The organism is Arthrobacter sp. YAF34 (assembly GCF_052113245.1).
Taxonomy (GTDB): Bacteria; Actinomycetota; Actinomycetes; order Actinomycetales; family Micrococcaceae; genus Arthrobacter.
Genome location: NZ_JBFRCV010000013.1, coordinates 47066 through 68989, shown reverse-complemented (window position 1 = coordinate 68989; position 21924 = coordinate 47066). Strand labels below are relative to the sequence as shown.

Genomic DNA, 21924 nt, shown 5'->3' with positions numbered 1-21924 from the left:
GGCGCCGGCTGGGGTCAGGCCAGCAGCTCCAGCAGCGAAGCAACCTCGCGCCCGGCGAAGCCCGGCACGCGCTCCCCGCCGCGGTTCAGCCAGACGCCGAGGAGGCCGGCCGCCGTCGAACCTTCCGCGTCGAGAAGCCGGTTGTCGCCGACATACAGCGTTTGGCCGGGGCCGGTGCCGATCCGCCGGACACCCTCGAGATAAATGGCCGGGTCCGGCTTGGCCACGCCGACCGTGTCGGTGCCGACCAGCACGGTAATCCGCTCCAGCCCGGCCGCGTCCAGCTTGACGCGCTGGTAGTCGTGGACGTTGTTGCTCACGGCCCCGTAGGGAATGCCGGCGGCGTCCAGGGCATCCAGCAGGGGTCCGACGTCGTCGAACGCGCGGATGTATCCGTGTTGCCGGCTGGCGTAGGAACTCACCCAGTGGTGGGCCTGTTCGCCATCTGCGAGTTCCACGCCGAAATGCCCCAGGGCCGCCCGGCCGCGGAGCAGTCGCTGTTCGTTGAACGTCAGCTCACCGGCCAGGTAGCGGTCGTAGAAATGGGTGGTCTCCCGGGTGAAAATCCGTCCGAACCGTTCCCACCCGGCCTCGTCCAGGCCGGGCAGGAGGTGCTCGCTGACGTCCCGCAGGGCCGTCGTCATGGCGAATTCGAGGTCCACCAGGGTGTCGTCGATGTCGAACAGGACCCCGTGGACAGCGCCGCCGCCCAGGGCCGCCGCCAGCACGTCAGCCGCGGAAGGCACGCAGGCGGGCCAAGGACGAGTCCTTGCCCAGGATGACCATGGATTCGAACAAGGGCGGGGAGATCCGGCGACCCGAGACGGCCGTGCGGACGGGCCCGAAAGCCAGGCGCGGCTTGACGCCCAGGCCCTCCACGAGGGCTTCCTTCAGGGCAGCCTGGATGTTCTCGGCCGTCCAGTCGGTGACGGGTTCCAGGGCGGACAGGGCGGCGTCCAGCACCTCGGTGAGGTTCTCCGGCAGGCCCTTGCGGGCGTCGTCCGCGACGTCGATCGAGTCGTCGGCCTTGAACAGGAAGGCCAGCATTTCCGGCGCCTCGCCCAGCAGCGCGATGCGCTCCTGGACCAGCGGCGCAGCCTCGGCCAGGATCTCCTCCTCGCGGGCCGTGAGGCTCTCCCCCACCAGGCCGGCGGCGTGCAGGTACGGCACCAGACGGCTGCGGAAGTCCTCAGCGTCCAGCATGCGGATGTGGGTGCCGTTGATGGCCTCGGCCTTCTTGATGTCAAAGCGCGCCGGGTTCGCCAGCACGTCATTGACGTCGAAGTGCTCGATCAGCTGCTCCACGGTGAAGATGTCCTCGTCAGCGGAGAGGCTCCAGCCGAGCAGGGACAGGTAGTTCAGCAGGCCTTCGGGGATGAAGCCGCGGTCCCGGAGCAGGAACAGGTTGGACTGGGGGTCGCGCTTGGAGAGCTTCTTGTTGCCCTCGCCCATGACGTACGGCAGGTGGCCGAAGACCGGCATGTAGCTGGCCACGCCAATGTCCATCAGCGCCCGGATGAGCACCACCTGGCGGGGCGTGGAGGAGAGCAGGTCCTCGCCGCGGAGCACATGGGTGATCCCCATGAGCGCGTCGTCCACCGGGTTCACCAGCGTGTAGAGCGGGGAGCCGTCGGCGCGGACAATGACGTAGTCCGGGATGCTGCCGGCCTTGAACGTGATCTCGCCGCGGATCATGTCCGTGAACGTGACGTCTTCATCGGGCATCCGGACCCGCAGCACGGGCTGGCGGCCCTCGGCCTTGAACGCGGCGAGCTGTTCGTCGGAGAGCTCGCGGTCGAAGTTGTCGTAGCCGAGCTTGGGGTCGCGGCCGGCCGCGCGGTGGCGGGCCTCGACCTCGTCCGGCGAGGAGTAGCACTCGTAGGCGTAGCCGGCGTCCATCAGCTTGGCCACGACGTCCTTGTACAGGTCCAGGCGCTGCGACTGACGGTAGGGTTCGTGCGGGCCGCCGACCTCCACGCCTTCTTCCCAGCTGATGCCGAGCCATTTGAGCGCCTCGAGCAGCTGCTGGTAGCTCTCCTCCGAGTCGCGCGCCGCGTCGGTGTCCTCGATCCGGAACACAAAGGTGCCCTTGGTGTGCCGGGCGTGGGCCCAGTTGAAGAGGGCCGTGCGGATCAGCCCGACGTGCGGGGTGCCCGTGGGTGACGGGCAGAACCGGACACGGACCGGAGTGTCGGCGGTGACTTCACCGTTGGAGGCGGCAAGCGGGGCGGAGCTGGAGACGGCGTCGGACGCGGAAGCAGTAGTCATAGTGCTACCAACATTACCAATCTCTGCCCTCGCATCCTGCCCGGAATGCGGCCGCGGAAATACCGCTGCTAAAACGGACAGCCGCCCCGTGGATCCACGGGGCGGCTGTCCGAAATCGGCGCGAAAACCGTTAGCGGCGCACTACCGGGTTGGAGAGGCGTCCAATGCCCTCGATCTCCACTTCGTAGCGGTCGCCGGCCTGCACCGTGCCAACGCCGGCCGGGGTGCCGGTCATGATGACGTCGCCGGGCAGCAGGGTGAAGGCCCGCGAGACGATGGAGACGAGCTCCCGGACGCCGCGGATCATCTGGCTGGTGCTGCCGTCCTGGCGCAGTTCGCCGTTGAGCCGGCCCTGGATCTGGAGGTCCTCGGTGTCGAGTTCGGTCTCGATCCACGGGCCCAGCGGGGCGGAGGTGTCAAAGCCCTTGGCCCGCGCCCACTGCAGGTCCGTCTTTTGGACGTCGCGGGCGGTGAGGTCGTTGCCGCAGGTGTAGCCGAAGATCACTTCGTCCACCCGGTCCTCCGGGACGTCCTTGCAGATCCGGCCGATGACCACGCACAGCTCCGCCTCGAAGGAGACGTCTTCGGAAAATTCCGGCAGGACAATGGGATCGTTGGGCCCGATCACCGAGGTGTTGGGCTTGAGGAACAGCAGGGGCTGGGCCGGGACCTCGTTGCCCAGTTCCCGGGCGTGCTCCGCGAAGTTGCGGCCCACCCCCACCACCTTGCTGCGCGGGATGATCGGCGCCAGCAGGCGGACGTCCTCCAGCTTGTGCTTCATGGGGGTTCGTTCCACGCCGTGGAAGAAGGGGTCACCCTTGATGACAGTGACTTCCTCACTGCCGGGCTCACCTTCCACGATGCCGTAGAGGGGATCAGAATCGACTACAAACCGGGCGATACGCATGGTTCCTAGCCTACCGTCCCGCTAGTCCGCAGGTAGTCCAGCTGCGCCGCGACGGAGAGTTCCGCGGCGCGGCGGACGGAGGGATCGACGTCGGCGTACACGGCATCCGTGACGGCACCGACATGGTCCTCGACGCCGGCGCCGGCGTCCGCGCCCAGGGATCCGAGGGCGGCCCGGACCTGGGCGAGCCTGCCGAGCCGGTGATCCCGGTAGGCGCGGGCGACGGCGTCCAGTGCCGGCAGTACCGGTCCGTGGGCTGGCAGCACCGTGGCCGGCCCGAGGCGTTCGAGCCGGTCCAGCGACTCGAGGTAGTCGCCGAGGGTGCCGTCGGGGTAGTCCAGGACGGTGGTTCCGAAGCCCAGGATCGTGTCCCCGGTCAGTACCGAGCCGTGCGGGCCGTCCTGCGGCAGGTGGAAGCACAGCGAATCCGAGGTGTGGCCAGGTGTCGCCAGGACCCGGATCTCCACGCCGGCCGCGTGAATCGTCTCGCCGTCCTGCAGCGGGGGCGCGCCGTGGCAGTGCGCGGGATCGGCGGCGCGCACCGGTGCGCCCGTCAAGACGGAAAACCTTGCGGCGGCCGCGGTGTGGTCCGCGTGCCGGTGCGTGATCAGGATCAGTTCCACCGGGCCGTCGCCGGCCAGCGCCCGCAGGTGCGGCTCATCCAGGGGCCCGGGGTCGACGGCGACCCTCCCGGCCGTCCCCGCGGCGCCGATGAGATAGGAGTTGGTTCCGTCCAGGCTCATGGGTCCCGGGTTCGGGGCGAGGCGGAACCGGGTCAGTTCGCTGCTGCGGACTATGCCGCGGGAGGTCTCGGAGGTCACGGTCCCATCCTTGCATTGAATCGCGCGGCGCCGGCTACTGCCCGGGGGCACAGACGCCGACGGCGGCCCTCACCGGAAGGTGGGGGCCGCCGTCGTGCACTATGGCGTTGTGCCGCTTACATTCTCTGGCTAGGCGAGGCGGGTCAGCCAGCCGTGGGTGTCCTCCACCGTGCCGGTCTGGATCCCGAGCAGCTGGGCGCGGATGGCCATGGTGGTCTCCCCCGCCGTCGCGTTCTCGGAGCCGATGAACTCGGTGGCGTCCTTGAGCACGCCGATGGGGGTGATCACGGCGGCGGTACCGCAGGCGAAGACCTCGGCGATTTCGCCGGAGGCAACGCCGTCGCGCCACTCATCCAGGGTGATCTTGCGTTCGGTGACTTCCCGGCCCATGTCCCGGGCCACCTGGATCACGGAGGAGCGGGTCACGCCCTCGAGGATGGTGCCGGAGAGAGCGGGAGTGACCAGCGAGCCGTCCTTCATCACGAAGAAGACGTTCATGCCGCCGAGTTCCTCGACGGCGTTGTCGTTGAACTGGTCCAGGAACAGGACCTGCTTGCAGCCGTGCGCCTCCGCTTCCTGCTGGGCGATCAGCGAGGCGGCGTAGTTTCCGCCGCACTTGGCGGCGCCCGTTCCGCCGCGGCCGGCGCGGGCGTATTCACGCGAGATCCAGATGGAGACGGGCTTGAGCTCGCCGCCGAAGTAGTTGCCGGCCGGGGAGGCGATCACGCGGAAGGAGACCTCGCGCGCTGCCCGGACGCCCAGGAAGGCCTCGGTGGCGATCATGAACGGCCGCAGGTACAGGGCTTCGCCGTCGCCGGAGGGCACCCATTCCTTGTCCGCGGCCACGAGTTCGCGGATGGCGCCGAGGAAGTACTCTTCCGGGAGTTCCGGGAGGGCCAGGCGCCGGGCGGACTTGTTCAGCCGGGCCGCGTTGGCCTCGGGGCGGAACGTCCAGATCGAGCCATCGGCGTGCCGGTAGGCCTTGAGCCCCTCGAAGATCTCCTGGCCGTAGTGCAGCACCGCGGCGGAGGGGTCCAACGAGATCGGGCCGTAGGGCTCAACCCGTGCATCGTGCCAGCCACCGTTGCCCGCGGCGTCGACGCTGTAGTCGACCACCGCGGTGTGGTCGGTGAAATAGTCGCCGAATCCCGGGTTGGCCAGGATGGCTGCACGCTCTTCAGCAGACTTCGGGGTCTCCGACAGGTGCTGGGTGAATTCGACGCCATGGGCAGTCTGAGTCATGGTTCCTCCACGATCGGCTGCCTGGCGTGGGAACGCGGTTCACCCTCGGACCACGGCAGCATATTGGTGATTCGAAACAAGCTTACGCCCGTTGCAGTGGCGGTTTCGCGGTCCCCGGGGGCACCCTTCAGCGCCGGCACGACAGCCTGGGCCTATAGCGCAGCCGCGATGGCGTCCCCGACCGCGCTGGTGGTGCGGACGGCGCCGTCGCGGGCCTCGACGTCGGCCGTGACGGCGGCCTCGATCCTCCGGGCGGCGCCGGCGAAGCCGAGGTGCTCGAGCAGGAGCGCTGCGGAGAGGATCGCGGCGGTGGGGTCGGCCTTCTGCTGGCCGGCAATGTCCGGGGCGGACCCGTGGACCGGCTCGAACATGGACGGCGCCGTGCGGTCCATGTTGATGTTGCCGGAGGCCGCGAGGCCGATCCCGCCGGTCACGGCTGCGGCGAGGTCGGTGATGATGTCGCCGAACAGGTTGTCGGTGACAATCACATCGAAGCGGGACGGATCGGTAACCATGAAGATGGTGGCGGCATCCACGTGGAGATAGTCGTGGGTGACGTCGGGGAACTCCAGGGCCACGGCTTCGACGGTGCGCTTCCAGAGCTGGCCGGCGAAGACCAGGACGTTGTGCTTGTGCACCAGGGTGAGCTTCTTGCGCGGCCGCTCGCTGGCCCGGCGGAATGCATCGCGGACCACCCGCTCCACACCGTGCGCCGTGTTCAGCGACACCTCGGTGGCGACCTCATGGGGCGTGCCCGCGCGCAGCGTGCCGCCGTTGCCCACATAGGGCCCCTCGGTGCCCTCGCGGACCACGATGAAATCGATCTGGCCGGGGTTGGCGAGCGGGCTGCCGACGCCGGCGTACAGGCGGGAGGGCCGCAGGTTGACGAAGTGGTCCAGGCTGAAGCGCAGCTTGAGCAGGAGCTCGCGCTCGATGATGCCCGAGGGAATCCGCGTGTCGCCGGGGGCCGCACCCACGGCGCCGAACAAGATGGCGTCCCGGGTGCGGAGGTCCGCCAGGGTGGCCGCGGGCAGGGTCTCCCCCGTCTCCAGCCAGTGCTCCGCCCCCAGCTTATAGTGGGTCTGCCGGAGCGCGATCCCCTCGGTCGCCGCGGCCTTCTCGAGGACCTTCAGGGCTTCGGCGGTGACCTCCGGGCCAATGCCGTCGCCCGGGATGACTGCCAGATCAATCGTGGATGCGCTCATATTTTCAGGGTAGCCAAGTGATCCACATTCTGGTCAAGTTGTCTCACTATTCGGCCACCCCCTCCGGACGCTCCCTCACGTTCGGCAGGAAAAAGCGAAACGCTCACGCACTTCCTGCGGCAAAAAGCGAAACGCTCCCGCACCTCCTGGGGCAAAAAGCGGAACGCTCCCGCACCTCTAATTCAGAAGTGCGGGAGCGTCACCAGAACCAACGCCGGACCTGCGGGAGCGTCACCAGAACCAACGCCGGACCTGCGGGAGCGTCACCGGAACCGCCGCCGGAAGTGCGGGAGCGTCACCGGAAACGCCGCCGGATCTGCGGGAGCGTCCGGGTGGGTGCAGGCTCAGGCCTCGGCGGGCTCCTCGTACTTCGGGAACACCGGGGCCGGGGCCGGCAGCTCGGTGCCGGCAGCAATGGGCGTGCCCAGGGCCTCGAACTGGCGCGCCGCGCCCTGGGGCTGGCCAAGGGTGTCCAGGATGGCCGCCGTCGCCGTCGGCATGACCGGCTGGGCCAGGATCGCGACGATCCGCAGCACCTCCAGCGTCACGTAGAGCACCGTGTTCATGCGTTCGACGTCGGTCTTGCGCAGCACCCACGGTGCCTGCTCGGCGAAGTAGGCGTTGGTGTCCCCCAGCACCGTCCAGATGGCCTCCAGCGCGCGGCTGAACTCCTGCTTCTCAAACGCGGCGCGGACAACGTCCAGCAGACCGTTGGCCTGGCCGAGCAGCGCGGCGTCCTCGGCCGAGAAGGCGCCGGGCGCCGGCACGCGGCCCTCGCAGTTCTTGGCCACCATGGACAGCGACCGCTGGGCCAGGTTGCCGAAGTTGTTGGCGAGGTCGGAGTTCATCCGGCCCACGATCGCCTCGTGGTTGTAGTTGCCGTCCGCGCCGAACGGGACCTCGCGCAGGAAGAAGTACCGCACCTGGTCCAGCCCGTACTGCGCCACGAAGTCCGCAGGTGCCACCACGTTGCCCAGCGACTTGGACATCTTGACGCCGTTGTTCTGCAGGAAGCCGTGGATCATGATCCGCTTCGGCAGCTCCAGCCCCGCGCTCATGAGGAACGCCGGCCAGTAGATGGCGTGGAACCGGGAAATGTCCTTGCCGATCACGTGGACATCGGCCGGCCAGAACTTCTTGAACGATTCCGACTCAAGGTCCGGGTAGCCGACGCCGGTGAGGTAGTTGGTGAGCGCATCGACCCACACGTACATGACGTGGTTGTCGTTGCCCGGTACCGGGACACCCCAGTCGAACGTGGTGCGGCTGATGGACAGGTCCTCCAGGCCGCGCTTGACGAAGCTGATGACCTCGTTGAACCGTGACTGGGGTGCACCGAATTCCGGGTGCGCCTCGTACAGCGCCAGCAGCTTGTCCTGGTACGCGGAGAGCCGGAAGAAGTAGCTCTCTTCGGCCGTCCACTTGACCTCCGTGTCCGATTCGCGCGAGTAGCGCACGCCGTCGGCCTTGACCACGGTCTCGTCCGCGCCGTAGTACGCCTCGTCGCGGACCGAGTACCAGCCCTCGTACTTGGAGAGGTAGATGTCCCCGTTCGCTTCCATCTTCTTCCAGATCGCCTGCGACGCCGCGTAGTGGTCCGCGTCGGTGGTGCGGATGAAGCGGTCGTAGGAGATCCCCAGGGCAGCGTGCGCCGCCTTGTAGATCTCGGCGTTCCGGTCCACCAGCTCCTTGGGCGTGACGCTTTCCTTCTCGGCGGCCTGGGCGATCTTCATGCCGTGCTCGTCGGTGCCGGTCAGGAAGAAGACGTCGTAGCCGTCCAGGCGCTTGAACCGGGCCATCGCATCGGTGGCGATGTACTCGTAGGCGTGACCGATGTGCGGCTCGCCGTTGGGGTACGTGATGGCCGTGGTGATGTAGAACGGGGTTTTATCTGTTGAAGTCACGGTCTAAATCTAGATCAGTTCGGTGAGGGTATCGCTCTGGCGGACCAGTTCGTGGTCATGTGAAGCCACCAGCACCGCAATGCCGTCCGAGGTGGTGTCCTTGAGGATGCTGATGATGCGGTTGGCCGCGGCCCGGTCCAGGCTGGCCGTGGGCTCGTCAACTACCAGGACGCGGGTGCCGAGGATGAGGGCGCGGGCGATCGCCACCCGCTGGCGCTCACCGCCGGAGAGCTGGGCCGGGCGGTGACGCATGCGCCGGCCCAGGCCCACGAGGTCCAGGAGGTCCTTGGCCATGTCGCGGCGCTGCTCCACCTCGCCGTCGGGCACGGCCGGCAGCAGGACGTTCTCCAGCGCGCTCATCCCGTCGATCAGGGCGCCGCCCTGGTCCACGTAGCCGATCAGGGCGCGGCGGCGGTCGGCGATCTCGTCGTCGCCCATGGTCTCGAGCGAGTCGCCTTCCCAAAACACCCGGCCCGACGTCGGCAGGGTCAGGCCCGCGCCGACGGTCAGGATGCTGGTCTTGCCGGACCCGGAGCGGCCGGCGACGCAGTGCATTTCGCCGGCGTGCAGCGTCATGTTGAAGTCGTCCACGACGTTGACCGGCTCCGCGCCGCCCTTGCCGCCGCCGTAGTGGATGGTGATGTTGCTCAGTTCCAGCGGGGTGGCGTGGTCCGTGGCCTTCACGATTGTGTTGGCGCGGGTCTTGTGCGCACCACGCCGCGTGCTGGCGGTCATCCGGTCGTGTGCCTCCCGGTCAAGGTTCAGCTCGTTAGTCATTGGACCACTTTCGTTGCAATAGGAATCCAGCAAAGTACAGCCACAAGACCGGCGATTGCGGCCCACAGTGCGGCATAGGGGGCCAGGAGGAGGCCGATGCCGAGGGCGCCCACGACGCCCAGCGGCAATGCGACGGTTCCCACCATGGCGTTTTCAAAGAAGCGGACCTGGCCCAGCATGTCCGGGTTCCAGCCCATGGCCCGAAGCGTCCCGAGGTACTGGCGTTTGGCCTGCAGCTCGAACCGCCCGGTGACCATGGTCAGCACCAGGCCGACGGCCACGCCGGACACGCCCAGGATGATGCTGGGCAGCGCGATGCTGGCCGCGGCCAGGCCGCTGAGGGCGCTGGCACCGGCGGCCCGGGGAATGTCGATCAGCAGGGCGACCAGGCCGCCAACGGACGCGCCGAAGACGCCGACGGCGACGGCCAGGGCGATGGTGTTGAACTTGTTGGTGCTCAGCTGCCGGTTGGCAAACGTCAGCGGCGAATCGATCGCCATGAGCCGTTCGTCGTGCTGCGGTTCCTGGTCGACCTCCTCGCGGTGGCGCAGCTGCTGCGCCGCGACGAACGCGGCACCGGCGTAGAGCACGAGGACCGACGCCGAGACGATCGCCGTGGCCGCGCTCCAGGTGATCAGGCTCAGGGCGATGCCGACGACGGCCAGCAGCGCCGCACCGACGCCGAATTCGGCCAGCACCCAGGAACGGATCCTGCGCTGGGTCCAGCCCATGGCACGCAGTGTGCCGGCCTCGCTGCGCCGTTTGCGGACGTAGCTGACGGTGGAGGCGCCGGTCAGCAGGGCGGCGCCGCAGAGGGTCAGGAACAGCAGGGTCACGTTCGTGGCGGTCAGGGATCCGGAAACGGCGTCCGCGGCATCCTGCCGGACCCACGACTGCTGCACGGTGCCCAGCGGTGATTCCTTGCCGGCGTCGTCCTTGGAGTAGCCGGGGACGGCGATGTTGGCGTCCTCGCGGGCAGAACCGGCCACCACGGTGGCCTGCAGGCCCATGCCGCGGATCTCGTTCGCCAGCTTTTCAACCTCGGGCTGCGCCTGCTTCCAGCTGCCGGGGACCTTGGCGCGGACCCGGACGGCGTCGATCACGTTGGCGTTCGCATCGTAGCCGCGGGCGGCCGCGAGGCCGTAGAAGTCGGTGATGGCGCCGGCGGACTGGCTGACCAGGCCCGTGGCGCTGAGCGACGGCTTGAGCTCGGTGCTGGTCTCGTTGCCGGCCGCGTCCTTCGTCAGGGTGAACGGAGCCGGGTCGTAACCGCCGAGGGGCAGCCGGTTGACGTCGCCGGCGGCTTCCTTGACTGCCGCGGGGTCGAACGTGCCGTAGACCATGGCCAGCGGGGTGGCGAGCTTCTTGCCGGTCTCGAGGTTCTGCCGGTAGGACCGTTCGTCCACCGGGTTGCGCTGGGTCTGGTCGACAGCGGCGCCGTTTGCGGCCTTGTCGGGCAGCCGGTTCACGGTGACCCAGTCACCGGGCGTGGCGCTCTTGTTCACGGCGCCGTTGGCGGCGGTGTCGCCGTCCTTGTACTTCGGTGCCGCGGCGAAGTTGGTGCTCCAAGTGGCCGGGTTGTAGAGGCCCTGGCTGAAGGATCCGGTGTCGCCCATGAGCTTCGAGAGGTCCTTGGACCCGGGCCAGGCGAGGGCGAACGGGGACTTGGAGACGAACGGCAGGTAGTCCTTGTCCAGCGAGCGGGTGACAGTGCCGACGTCCTTGGTGACGTTGCCGGCGTCGTCGATTTCCTCGATCTTGACCGAGTACTTCAGGTCCAGGGCGGTCCCCGAGCGAACGATCAGCGGGATGGCCTGTGAATCGGCGGTGAGCTGGCCGTCGCGCTTGGCCTGCTGGTACTGGGTCATCAGCGGTGCCCAGTACTTGAGCTTGACGCCGAGGAAGTCCGGGCCTTCCTTGAGTTCGTCCATGCTGATGCCGTTGGTGAAGAGGCTTTCGAAGTGGCGGCCGATCGCGCCGGCGTTGCGGGCGTCGGCCGGCGGGGCCTTCTCCAGCGGGGCCAGGAAGTCACCGGCCGTGCCGAGGAGTGCGCGTTCGGAGACGGGGTCGACGGCGACCACCGACTCGGTCACCTGCGGCGCCATGGGCAGGGAGACCGAGAGGTTGAAGAGGTTGTGCTCGGAGCCCCCGGCCGGGGCGGGGAACTTGATGCCGGTCTCGCCGGCGGGGCCCTGGATGCGGACATTCTTGCCGCCGGCAACCTGCTCTTCGACGAGCTTGGCCTTGCCGAGCGTGCCTTCGGCCGTGGTCTTGAAGAGGGTCTGGTCCGAGTGGCCGTCGGAGCTGACGGCGCTGGCGGTCAGGCGGTACTTCTTCGGCGTGTCGCTCAGGACCGATTCCGCCGCCGGCCATTTGCTCGGATCCGTGGCGGTCGGGTCCCCCGCGGTGCCCGCGAGGCCAGCGTTGAAGCCCAGGTAGTCGGTGGCGTCCAGTCGCGGCGACTCCAGATTCTGGGTGACCCGGGAGACCAGGCTGATCGGCGCAGCCACCGAGGTGCCCGAGAGCTTGCGGATGGAGTCCAGCTGGTCGAAGCTGATGCCGCCCTGGCCGGTGGCGATGTCCGGCTGCATGAGGCCGCCGCTGCCCCCCGCCTTGGCCTGGACAAGGACGTCGTAGAGTCCCCGGGAGTTTTGGTCCACGGTCCTGCTCAGCGCCGCCTGGGACTGACCCTGGACGAGGACGGACAGGCACATGGCCACGATCAAAATGGACGCGGTCAGCAAAAGCACTCTGCTTCTGATGAACCTCTGGACGGCGTTCATTGGGCTCCTGAAAGCTGGATTGCGTGCGCACGCCGCAGTTCATTTCCTGCGGAATTGAAGGCGTCCCGTGCCGGGCGTGCAAAAGTAAAGGCCGGTCTGCCGGCCAAGACCTGTGATTCGGTCCTAGCCATTGTACGCAGACCAGCCGTCCGCTCGTGGCCGCCGGCGGCGGTCATGCCGCCGCCGGCGCCCTGCGGGGAGGATTTCAGTCCTCGAGGTCAACCTCGCGGACCATATCGGCGCCGATTCCGGCCTTGATCGCGTCAAGGACCTGCTGGGGAACGGAGCTGTCGATGGTCAGCAGGGCAAGCACCTGGCCGCCTTCTGCCTGGCGCGCCACCTGCATGCCGGCGATGTTGATGTTGTTCATGCCCAGGATGTGGCCGATCGTGCCGATCACGCCGGGGCGGTCCGAGTAGGCCACCACCACGAGGTGCTCGCTGATCGGGATTTCCACCTCGTAGCCGTTGACGCCCACCAGCTTCTGGATCTGTTTCGGGCCCGTGAGGGTTCCCGCGACGGAGATCTGGCTGCCGTCGCTGAGTGCGCCCCGCAGGGTCAGGACGTTGCGGTACGACTCGGTGTCCGGGGTCGTGATGAGCCGGACGTTGATGCCGCGCTGTTCCGCGATCACCGGGGCGTTGACGTAGGAGACCTGCTCGGTCACGACGTCGGCGAAGATGCCCTTGAGTGCCGCGAGCTCCAGGACCTTGACGTCCAGGGAGGAGATCTCGCCGGCCACCTCGACGTCGAACTGGGTGAGGGAAGCATGCGTCAGGGCCGTGAAGATGCGGCCCAGCTTTTCCATCAGCGGGATGCCGGGGCGGACGTCCGGGGCGATGACGCCGCCGGCGACGTTGACGGCGTCGGGGACCAGCTCGCCGGCCAGGGCGAGCCGGACGGACTTGGCGACGGAGACGCCGGCCTTCTCCTGGGCCTCGTCGGTGGAGGCGCCCAGGTGCGGGGTCACCACGACGTTGTCGAGTTTGAAGAACGGCAGGTCGGTGCTGGGTTCCTTGGCGAAGACGTCGACGCCGGCACCGGCGATGTCGCCGGCCTGCAGCGCGGTGTAGAGGGCTTCCTCGTCCACCAGGCCGCCGCGGGCGACGTTGACCACGTAGGCCGTGCTCTTCATCTTCTTGAAGGCGTCGGCGCCGAGCATGCCGACGGTCTCCGGGGTCTTGGGCATGTGGATGGTGATGAAGTCCGACTGCGCCAGGAGCTCGTCGAGGGTCACCAGCTGGACACCGAGCTGGGCGGCGCGGGCCGAGGTGATGTAGGGGTCGTACGCGAGGATCTTGGTGTCGAAGCCCTTCAGGCGGGCCGCGACGAGGGCGCCGATCCGGCCAAGTCCGATGATGCCGATCTTCTTTTCGAAGAGCTCGATGCCGGTGTACTTGGAGCGCTTCCACTCCCCGTCCTTGAGGGCGGAGCTGGCCTGCGGGATGTGGCGGGCGAGGCTCAGGATGTGGCCGACGGTCAATTCGGCGGCGGAGACGATGTTGGAGGTCGGCGCGTTCACCACCATGACGCCGGCCTGCGTGGCCGCCTTGATGTCCACGTTGTCCAGCCCGACGCCGGCGCGGGCGATCACCTTGAGGTTCTTGGCGGCGGCGATGGCCTCGGCGTCCAGCCGGGTGGCGGAGCGGACCAGGATCGCGTCGACGTCGGCGATCGCGGAGAGCAGCTGGGAACGGTCGGCGCCGTCAGTCTGGCGGATTTCAAAGTCCGGGCCGAGGGCCTCGACTGTGGCGGGGGAAAGTTCCTCAGCGAGGAGTACGACAGGTTTGGTGCTTGTCACCGGTGACCTCTTTAGCTCTCTTGTGTATCAGGTGGGGATTTTGGTGAATCAGGTGGTGCTGGTGCTGCGGGCGGTGCCGGACAGCAGGGAAGCCGGACCCCAAATCATGGTGTCCGGCTCCCCTGCCGGGCATTGTTTAGCGGGCCGCGGTTTAGCGGGCTGCGGAACCTTCGACGTAGTCGGAGTCCTGCTGCTGCCAGGCGAACAGCGACCGGAGCTCGCGGCCAACCGCCTCGATCGGGTGCTGCTCTGCCTTGGCACGCAGCTCCTTGAACTCCGGGGCGCCGGCATCCTGGTCATCGATGAAGCGCTTGGCGAAGGCGCCGTCCTGGATGTCCTTCAGGACTGCCTTCATGTTCTCCTTGACCTCGGGGGTGATGACCCGCGGGCCGGAGACGTAGTCGCCGTACTCTGCGGTGTCCGAGACGCTCCAGCGCTGCTTTGCGATGCCGCCTTCCCACATCAGGTCAACGATGAGCTTGAGCTCGTGAAGGACCTCGAAGTAGGCGATCTGCGGCTGGTAGCCGGCCTCGGTGAGCGTCTCGAAGCCGTACTGGACCAGCTGCGACACGCCGCCGCACAGAACAGCCTGCTCGCCGAAGAGGTCCGTTTCGGTCTCTTCGGTGAAGGTGGTCTTGATCACGCCGGCGCGGGTGCCGCCAATGGCCTTCGCGTAGGACTTGGCCAGATCCCAGGCGGAACCGGTGGCGTCCTGTTCGACGGCGATGATGTCCGGGATACCGCGGCCAGCCTCGAACTCGCGGCGCACGGTGTGGCCGGGAGCCTTCGGGGCGATCAGGATGACGTCAACGCCCTCGGGGGCCTTGATGTAGCCGAAGCGGATGTTGAAGCCGTGGGCGAAGGCCAGGGCCTTGCCGGGGGTCAGCTTGTCCTTGATGGAGTCGTTGTAGATCGAGCGCTGGTACTGGTCCGGCGCCAGGATCATGATGACGTCGGCCCATTCGGCGGCGTCGGCGACGTTCTTGACGGTGAAGCCGGCGTCCTCGGCCTTGGCGATCGACGTCGAGCCTTCCTTGAGCGCGATGGCAACCTCGACGCCGGAATCGCGCAGGTTCAGCGCGTGGGCGTGGCCCTGGGAGCCGTAGCCGACAATGGCAACCTTGCGGCCCTGGATGATCGACAGGTCTGCGTCGTCGTCATAGAACATTTCAGTCACTTGCGTAACTCCTCTTGAGTGGTTTTTCGATGGTGTCTCTGGTGCTGCGGTACTGGGCGCTTAGGCGCTGCGCCGTGTCTTGGGCGGTTACGCGGAGCGTAGCGCCCTGTCACTCATGGAGCGGGATCCCCGCCCAACGGCCAGGGTGCCGGACTGCACGATTTCGCGGATGCCGAATGGCTCAAGCACTGACAGGAGTGCCGTGAGCTTCTCGGGGTGGCCCGTTGCCTCAATGACCACCGACTCTGTGGAGACGTCGACCACTGAAGCGCGGAACAGGTCTGCAGCCTGGGTGACCTGCAGGCGTGTTGCGGCATCCGCACGTACTTTGACCAGGATGTGGTCACGCTGTACGGAAGATTCGGAGGTGAGCTCGACGATCTTGATCACGTTAACCAGCTTGTTCAGCTGCTTGGTGACCTGTTCGATCAGCTCGCCGTCGGCGTCGACCACCACGGTCATCCGGGACATGCCCGGGACCTCGGTGGGGCCAACGGCCAGGGAATTGATGTTGAAGGCCCGGCGGGCGAAGAGGCTGGCGACGCGGGTCAGCACACCGGGCTTGTCTTCGACCAGAACGGACAATGTGTGGCGGGGCATGTTCAGTCCTCCTCTTCCCATTCGGGGGTCATGTTGCGGGCAACCTGGATCTGGTCGTTGCTGACCCCGGCGGGGACCATCGGCCACACCATCGAGTTGGGGCTCACGACGAAATCGACAACCACGGGGCGATCGTTGATCTCCAGTGCCTTCTGGATGGTGGCGTCGATGTCTTCGTCGCGTTCACACCGGAAGGCGGCGCAGCCGTAGGCGTCCGCCAGCTTGACGAAGTCCGGGATGCGGACGGTGTCATGGCCGGTGTTGAGGTCGGTGTTGGAGTAGCGGCCCTCGTAGAACAGGGTCTGCCACTGCCGGACCATGCCCAGCGAGGAGTTGTTGATGATTGCAACCTTGATGGGGATCTTGTTGATCGCGCAGGTGGCCAGTTCCTGGTTGGTCATCTGGAAGCAGCCGTCGCCGTCGATCGCCCAGACCACGCGGTCCGGTTCGCCCACCTTGGCGCCCATGGCCGCCGGCACGGCGTAGCCCATGGTGCCGGCGCCGCCGGAGTTGAGCCAGGCGTGCGGGCGTTCGTACTTGATGAACTGCGAGGCCCACATCTGGTGCTGTCCCACGCCGGCGACGTAGATGCCCTCCGGCCCGGTCAGGGCGCCGATGCGTTCGATCACCCGTTGCGGCGCGCTGAGCCCGTCCTCGGGTTCGGTCCAGCCAAGCGGGTAGGTTTCCTTGAGGTTGTTCAGGAACGCCCACCAATTGGTCAGGTCCGGGGTGCCGAAGGCCTCGAACTGCACGCGGAGGGCATCGGTCAGCTCCGGGATGATTTCCTTGACCGAGCCGACGATCGGGACGTCGGCGGTGCGGTTCTTGGAGATTTCCGCCGGATCGATGTCGGCGTGGATGACCTTGGCGTTCGGGGCAAAGGACTTCAGGATGCCGGTCACGCGGTCATCGAACCGGGCGCCGAGCGTGATCAGCAAATCGGACTGCTGCAACGCGGTCACGGCGGAAACCGTGCCGTGCATGCCCGGCATGCCCACGTGCTGCGGGTGCGAGTCCGGGAACACGCCACGGGCCATGAGCGTGGTGACCACGGGGGCACCGGTCAGCTCGGCCAGTTCGCGCAGCTCGGCCGAGGCGTGGGCCTTGACCACGCCGCCGCCGACGTAGAGCACGGGCTTGCTGGCGGCGGAGATGAGCCGGGCGGCCTCGCGGACCTGCTTGCTGTGGCCGCGCAGCACCGGACGGTAGCCCGGCAGATCGATCTTCGGCGGCCAGGAGAACGTCATCTGGCCCTGCTGGGCGTCCTTGGCGACGTCCACGAGGACCGGTCCCGGGCGTCCGGTGGACGCCAGGTGGAAGGCCTCGGCCATCACGTGCGGGATGTCGTTGGGGTCGGTGACCAGGAAGGAGTGCTTCGTGATCGGCATGGTGATCCCGACGATGTCCGCTTCCTGGAACGCGTCGGTGCCGATCACTCCACTGGAGACCTGGCCGGTGATGGCCACGATCGGCACGGAGTCCATGTGGGCGTCCATGATGGCGGTGACGAGGTTGGTGGCACCCGGGCCCGAGGTGGCGATGCAGACGCCAACCCGTCCGGTGACCATGGCGTAGCCTTGCGCGGCGTGGCCGGCTCCCTGTTCGTGACGGACCAGAACGTGGTTCATTGTGGAGGCCATCAAGGGGTCGTAGGTGGGCAGGATTGCGCCACCGGGCAAACCGAATATGTCCTTCACGCCGAGTTCTTCGAGCGAGCGGACGATTGCTTGCGAACCGGTCATGACCGTCGGGGGTACGACGTTGTTCGGTCCGAGGACAGGAGAGACGGCAGCAGTGTCGACGCCGGCCTCGGCCGGACGCTCGACGCGTTCCGGAGCCTTGTGGGCTCCAGCGGACTTAGTGGCCATCAGCGAGGGGCTGATCGGCGATCCTTTGCTCATCGGACTCTTCCTTTGTGGATCTTCTGTGATCGTGGAACTGCTGGGTGGATCAGGGTGCTGCGTACTGCTGGTGGTGCTGGTTGGTGCTGGTCTTGCGGGAAATAAAAAAACCCCTCAGCCGTAGGCTCTTCGAGGGGTTGCGCGTGACGGTTCGTTACCAGTCGGGCTAGTCAGCCACGCGCTTGGTAAGGACGACGACGGCGATGCCGGCGGTAACGATCTCGATCATGCGTTCAGTTTTCCCTCTGAGTGAGACACGTGTCAACGAGCCCGGCTCCTGTCTCACTATCTGGACAACGGTGTCCACTGATTGAACGCTTCCCCAACTAGCTCGCAGATAAGGGCCGTTATGACCGTCCATAACGGCCCCTGCTGCGAGCTAGTTGGGTTCAGCTGGTCAGACTGTCACTACCCGCAGTACGCGCCCGTGGAGGCGCTGTGGACGAGCTTGGCGTACTTGGCCAGGACGCCCTTGGTGAACTTGGCCGGGAGCGGCTCCCAGCCGACCTTGCGGGCCTCGAGCTCGGCCTCATCGACCAGGAGGTCGAAGGTGCGGGACGCGATGTCCACGCGGATCCGGTCGCCGTCCTTGACGAAGGCGATGGGGCCGCCGTCGACGGCTTCCGGCGCGACGTGGCCGATGCACAGACCCGTCGTACCGCCGGAGAACCGCCCGTCGGTGAGCAGCAGGACATCCTTGCCCAGGCCCGCGCCCTTGATCGCGCCCGTTATGGCGAGCATCTCGCGCATGCCGGGGCCGCCCTTGGGTCCCTCGTAGCGGATCACGACAACGTCGCCCTTGTTGATCTGTCCCTTGTCCAGGGCGTCCAGGGCGCCCTGCTCCCGCTCGAACACGCGGGCGGTGCCTTCGAAGACGTCGGCGTCGAAGCCGGCGCTCTTGACGACGGCACCTTCCGGAGCCATCGATCCGTGCAGGATGGTGATGCCGCCGGTCTTGTGGATCGGGTTGTCCAGTGCACGCAGGATCTTGCCGTCCAGGTCCGGCGGGTTGATCGCGGCGAGGTTCTCGGCCACGGTCTTGCCGGTGACGGTGAGGCAGTCACCGTGCAGCAGGCCGGCGTCGAGCAGGGCCTTCATGATCACCGGCACACCGCCGATCTTGTCGACGTCGGTCATCACGTAGCGGCCGAACGGCTTGAGGTCACCCAGGTGCGGGATCTTGTCGCCGATCCGGTTGAAGTCCTCCAGCGTCAGCTCCACCTCGGCCTCGCGGGCGATCGCGAGCAGGTGCAGCACGGCGTTGGTGGAACCGCCGAAGGCCATGGTGACGGCGATCGCGTTTTCGAAGGCTTTGCGGGTCATGATGTCCCGGGCGGTGATGCCCAGGCGCAGGAGGTTGACCACGGCTTCGCCGGATTTGTGCGCAAAGGCGTCACGACGGCGGTCCGCCGAGGGCGGCGCGGCAGAACCCGGCAGGGACATGCCCAGGGCCTCGCCGATGCACGCCATGGTGTTCGCGGTGTACATGCCGCCGCAGGCGCCTTCGCCCGGGCAGATGGCCTTTTCGATGCGGTCAAGGTCCTCGCGGCTCATCTTGCCGGCCGCGCACGCACCGACGGCCTCGAAGGCGTCGATCAAGGTGACTTCCTTTTCGGAGCCGTCCTCGAGCTTGACCCAGCCGGGCATGATCGAGCCGGCGTAGAGGAAGACGGCAGCCAGGTCCAGGCGGGCCGCGGCCATCAGCATGCCGGGCAGGGACTTGTCACAACCGGCCAACAGCACCGAGCCGTCGATCCGCTCGGCCTGCATGACCGTCTCGACCGAGTCGGCAATGACCTCGCGGGACACCAGGGAGAAGTGCATGCCCTCGTGGCCCATGGAAATGCCGTCCGAGACGGAGATGGTGCCGAACTGCATCGGGAACCCGCCGCCGGCGTGGACGCCTTCCTTGGCGCCTTGGGCCAGCCGGTTCAGCGAAAGGTTGCAAGGGGTGATCTCGTTCCACGAACTCGCCACGCCGATTTGCGGCTTCGCGAAGTCGTCATCGCCCATGCCGACCGCCCGGAACATGCCGCGCGCGGGGGCGGCGTGGATTCCATCGGTAACGACCCGGCTGCGGGGCTTGATGTCCGGCTTTGTGTCTGTTGCTTTTTGGGTGTCCTGACTCATGGCTCAAAGTCTAGGGCTCGCCCGCAGAGGCCCACGACCCCAAAAGGCAGCGTTAAGCGGAAAACCGGGAATATTTCGATCAAATAGTGGACTACCGTCTCACATGTTGAAATCTGCGACCGCTTTGCCTCCGCTAAGGTGAGCCGCGTCACGTAGTTTCGGGGCTTCGGCGACACCCTGGGCTTCGGCTTTGAGCATCGCCAGAACCTGCTGGATGGTGGTCCGGGCCGCGACGTCCGGCCGGGCCAGCGCAACGATGCTCCGGCTCGCCTTCACGCCTTCCAGCGGGCGCAGGACGAACCCCCTGCCCTGATTGCCCACAGCCGTATACCGCGGCAGCAAGCTCAGCCCGTGCCCGGCGCTGACCAAGGCCTCAAGGACCCGCAGATCAGGGAACTGCTGGGCTCGGACAGCCTGGGCGTCGGCCCGCACCTCGATCTGGCGCAGCACGGTGTCGAAGGGAAACCCCTCAGGAACACCCATCCAGGGGTATCCGACCACGTCCTCGGCGCACAGCGTGGGCCTGCCGGCCAGCGCGTGCCCCGCTGGCAGGGCGACATCCAGCGGCTCGTCCAGCAGCGGCACCACCGTCAGCCCCTGCCCGCCGAACACCTCCGGCCCGTCCACACTGTGCGCCAGGACGATGTCGTAGTCCGCGGTCAGGCCCGCGAACCCGGCAACACCGGGATCCTCGAAGTGCGCTTCGAACCGAAGCCCCTCAATGGCCTTGACGCGGTGGAGCAGGCCCGGCAGGAACATCTCGGCGGCGCTGGGAAAGAACGCCGCCACCACCCGCGTCTGCCAGCCGCGCCGGTACGTGTCGATCGTAGCTTCCGCCCGTGCCATGGCAGTCGATACCTCGGCGGCCGCGCCGGCCATGGCCAGCCCGGCCTCGGTCAGCCGCACTCCCCTGCCGGACTTCTCCACCAGGACCACGCCCAGTTCCTCCTGCAGGGTCTTGAGCTGCTGCGAGACAGCCGACGGCGTGACTTTCATGGCCTCCGCCGTGGCGCCTACCGTGCCCCGGTCGGCGAGTTCGCGCAGAATCCGCAGTCGCTTGAAATCCATGAGGCGAGGCTACACGGCGGTCCCGGATTTGATTTCGGTGTCCGGCCTGTTCAGCGGGCCGTCCGCGGTCCGTCCCCGCGCCTCGGAGAGGTCCCGCATCGGCCCCCGGAAGGCTGGACAGCCGGCTTGGCCCGGACGTACGGTCAATCATCGGCAACCATGCCTCCTCTACTGAATTTCACGGACTGAATCTCACCGACTGAATTCCACTGGATCTCATGGACTGAATATGGACTGAAAGGCTCTGCTATGGACTGGATTGTCTGGCTCATCGTCATCATCGTGGTCGTCGCTATTGTCTGGGCGATCCTGAACCGCAATAAGAGCCGTGCCGGCGCGGATGCCACCTCCGCCGGCACCACCAGTACCGGCAGCATTTCCGACACTTCGGCCGGTGCGGCGGCTTCGACCGAAGCACCGCCTTCGGCCGCCTCGACCCCGGCGGCCGGTGCAGCGGCCGCCGGCGCGGCGGCCGCGATGACGGCCCCCGAGGCAGCGCAAGCCCCTGAGCCGGCTGCGCCTGCCCGGGAGGGCGCCGCGGAGACTGCCGAACCAGCCGCCGCAGAACCGGCCGCCGCAGGGCCAGAAGCAGCAGGGCCAGAGGCGGCCGGGGCTGCGGATAACGCCGAGTGGGAAACCCAGTGGTCCGAAACCGCGACGCCCGCGGATACGCATGCCGCGCCGGCGCACCACGAACCAGCGCGCGGCGCGCACGTCGCAACGCCCGCCGAAGCTGGGGCCGCCGAGGCCGGAGCGACCGGCGCAGCTTCCGCCGCGGCGGGCCTTCCCCTGCACCACCCCGAATACACCGAGTCGCACGCCCCGACTCTGCCGGGGGCCGAATCGGCAGCAGCGGAAGCGGACGAGGACGCGAGCCTCGGGACCAGGATCGGCGGCGGCGCCGGCGCAGTCACGACGACGCCCGGGACACCGGCAGCGGCAGACGTCGCCGGCGTCGAATCGCCGGCAGAACCGGCGGCCCCCACGGCCCAGGCCGCTCCCCTCGCAGACGGGGAAACCCTGCAGACAGCTGCCTCGTCCGCCGCGGCGGAGGCTTCCGCAAGCCACACTGCCGAGCCCGCCGGCCATCTGGCCACCGACCAGCCTTACGGCGAGGGGTCAGCTGCACCTGCGGCCGACGGCAGCGGGCCGGCAGGATTCACCGTCAAAGGAAACGCATCGTCCATGACGTACCACGACGAGACCAGCCCGGCCTACGAGGAAACCCGGGCAGAGGTGTGGTTCATCTCCGCGGCGCACGCCGAAGCTGCCGGGTTCCGGCCCCCGCGCCGGACCCGCCTGTAGCAGCCGGCCCGGGACTGCGTCTCAGCCCTTGATAC

16 protein-coding genes are annotated in these 21924 nt (G+C 67.5%); 1 reads left to right on the top strand and 15 read right to left on the bottom strand.

The features are described 5' to 3' along the window. Positions 1–14 precede the first annotated feature (14 nt). From AB4Y72_RS15955 to AB4Y72_RS15885, 15 genes are all read right to left on the bottom strand, one after another. The gene (locus AB4Y72_RS15955; RefSeq protein WP_441427125.1) at positions 15–746 is read right to left on the bottom strand and encodes an HAD family hydrolase; all 732 of its coding nucleotides are present in this window, start codon (positions 744–746) and stop codon (positions 15–17) included. Next, positions 730–2268, bottom strand: a complete 1539-nt coding sequence (gltX, locus tag AB4Y72_RS15950; RefSeq protein WP_441427124.1) for a glutamate--tRNA ligase — start codon at positions 2266–2268, stop codon at positions 730–732. The genes AB4Y72_RS15955 and gltX overlap by 17 nt, the downstream gene beginning before the upstream one ends. A gap of 130 nt (positions 2269–2398) precedes the next feature. Further along, entirely contained in the window at positions 2399–3175 is a 777-nt protein-coding gene (locus AB4Y72_RS15945) for a fumarylacetoacetate hydrolase family protein (RefSeq protein WP_441427123.1), read from the bottom strand. A gap of 5 nt (positions 3176–3180) precedes the next feature. Next, entirely contained in the window at positions 3181–3996 is an 816-nt protein-coding gene (locus tag AB4Y72_RS15940) for an MBL fold metallo-hydrolase (protein ID WP_441427122.1), read from the bottom strand. Between the two features lie 129 nt (positions 3997–4125). Further along, positions 4126–5238: a branched-chain amino acid aminotransferase gene (locus AB4Y72_RS15935; RefSeq protein WP_441427121.1), complete on the bottom strand. Its 1113-nt coding sequence runs from the start codon at positions 5236–5238 to the stop codon at positions 4126–4128. 152 nt (positions 5239–5390) lie between these two features. Further along, positions 5391–6443, bottom strand: coding sequence for a 3-isopropylmalate dehydrogenase (locus AB4Y72_RS15930; protein ID WP_441427120.1), 1053 nt, complete (start codon positions 6441–6443; stop codon positions 5391–5393). 344 nt (positions 6444–6787) lie between these two features. Next, the gene (gene metG / locus AB4Y72_RS15925; protein WP_441427119.1) at positions 6788–8347 is read right to left on the bottom strand and encodes a methionine--tRNA ligase; all 1560 of its coding nucleotides are present in this window, start codon (positions 8345–8347) and stop codon (positions 6788–6790) included. 9 nt (positions 8348–8356) lie between these two features. Beyond that, on the bottom strand, positions 8357–9124 hold the full coding sequence (locus tag AB4Y72_RS15920) for an ABC transporter ATP-binding protein (RefSeq protein ID WP_441427118.1): 768 nt from the start codon (positions 9122–9124) through the stop codon (positions 8357–8359). Beyond that, entirely contained in the window at positions 9121–11907 is a 2787-nt protein-coding gene (locus AB4Y72_RS15915) for an FtsX-like permease family protein (protein ID WP_441427117.1), read from the bottom strand. The genes AB4Y72_RS15920 and AB4Y72_RS15915 overlap by 4 nt, the downstream gene beginning before the upstream one ends. Before the next feature lie 205 nt (positions 11908–12112). Continuing rightward, positions 12113–13708 carry a phosphoglycerate dehydrogenase gene (serA, locus tag AB4Y72_RS15910; protein WP_441427116.1) on the bottom strand — a complete coding sequence of 532 codons (1596 nt, stop codon included), beginning with the start codon at positions 13706–13708 and terminating at the stop codon, positions 12113–12115. Between the two features lie 151 nt (positions 13709–13859). After that, positions 13860–14885 (bottom strand): ketol-acid reductoisomerase, encoded by a 1026-nt coding sequence (gene ilvC, locus AB4Y72_RS15905; RefSeq protein WP_441427115.1) that lies wholly within the window; start codon positions 14883–14885, stop codon positions 13860–13862. Between the two features lie 87 nt (positions 14886–14972). Continuing rightward, positions 14973–15485: an acetolactate synthase small subunit gene (gene ilvN, locus AB4Y72_RS15900; RefSeq protein ID WP_441427114.1), complete on the bottom strand. Its 513-nt coding sequence runs from the start codon at positions 15483–15485 to the stop codon at positions 14973–14975. Between the two features lie 2 nt (positions 15486–15487). Next, a complete protein-coding gene (locus AB4Y72_RS15895) occupies positions 15488–17386 on the bottom strand; it encodes an acetolactate synthase large subunit (RefSeq protein ID WP_441427113.1) in 1899 nt (632 codons plus the stop codon). Between the two features lie 408 nt (positions 17387–17794). Continuing rightward, on the bottom strand, positions 17795–19516 hold the full coding sequence (gene ilvD / locus AB4Y72_RS15890) for a dihydroxy-acid dehydratase (RefSeq protein ID WP_441427112.1): 1722 nt from the start codon (positions 19514–19516) through the stop codon (positions 17795–17797). Positions 19517–19615: 99 nt separating this feature from the next. Further along, complete coding sequence (locus AB4Y72_RS15885; protein WP_441427111.1) at positions 19616–20584, bottom strand: LysR family transcriptional regulator; 969 nt, start codon at positions 20582–20584, stop codon at positions 19616–19618. Between the two features lie 249 nt (positions 20585–20833). Here AB4Y72_RS15885 and AB4Y72_RS15880 point away from each other — a divergent pair, with 249 nt between their 5' ends. Further along, complete coding sequence (locus AB4Y72_RS15880) at positions 20834–21889, top strand: sunset domain-containing protein (protein WP_441427110.1); 1056 nt, start codon at positions 20834–20836, stop codon at positions 21887–21889. Positions 21890–21924 lie beyond the last annotated feature (35 nt).

Coding starts and splice junctions, on each gene's coding strand:
- AB4Y72_RS15920 (WP_441427118.1), bottom strand. CDS start 9,124: ATGACTAACGAGCTGAACCTTGACCGGGAGGCACACGACCGGATGACC.
- AB4Y72_RS15930 (WP_441427120.1), bottom strand. CDS start 6,443: ATGAGCGCATCCACGATTGATCTGGCAGTCATCCCGGGCGACGGCATT.
- ilvD (WP_441427112.1), bottom strand. CDS start 19,516: ATGAGTCAGGACACCCAAAAAGCAACAGACACAAAGCCGGACATCAAG.
- AB4Y72_RS15915 (WP_441427117.1), bottom strand. CDS start 11,907: ATGAACGCCGTCCAGAGGTTCATCAGAAGCAGAGTGCTTTTGCTGACC.
- AB4Y72_RS15945 (WP_441427123.1), bottom strand. CDS start 3,175: ATGCGTATCGCCCGGTTTGTAGTCGATTCTGATCCCCTCTACGGCATC.
- ilvN (WP_441427114.1), bottom strand. CDS start 15,485: ATGCCCCGCCACACATTGTCCGTTCTGGTCGAAGACAAGCCCGGTGTG.
- AB4Y72_RS15935 (WP_441427121.1), bottom strand. CDS start 5,238: ATGACTCAGACTGCCCATGGCGTCGAATTCACCCAGCACCTGTCGGAG.
- AB4Y72_RS15895 (WP_441427113.1), bottom strand. CDS start 17,386: ATGAGCAAAGGATCGCCGATCAGCCCCTCGCTGATGGCCACTAAGTCC.
- gltX (WP_441427124.1), bottom strand. CDS start 2,268: ATGACTACTGCTTCCGCGTCCGACGCCGTCTCCAGCTCCGCCCCGCTT.
- AB4Y72_RS15880 (WP_441427110.1), top strand. CDS start 20,834: ATGGACTGGATTGTCTGGCTCATCGTCATCATCGTGGTCGTCGCTATT.
- AB4Y72_RS15885 (WP_441427111.1), bottom strand. CDS start 20,584: ATGGATTTCAAGCGACTGCGGATTCTGCGCGAACTCGCCGACCGGGGC.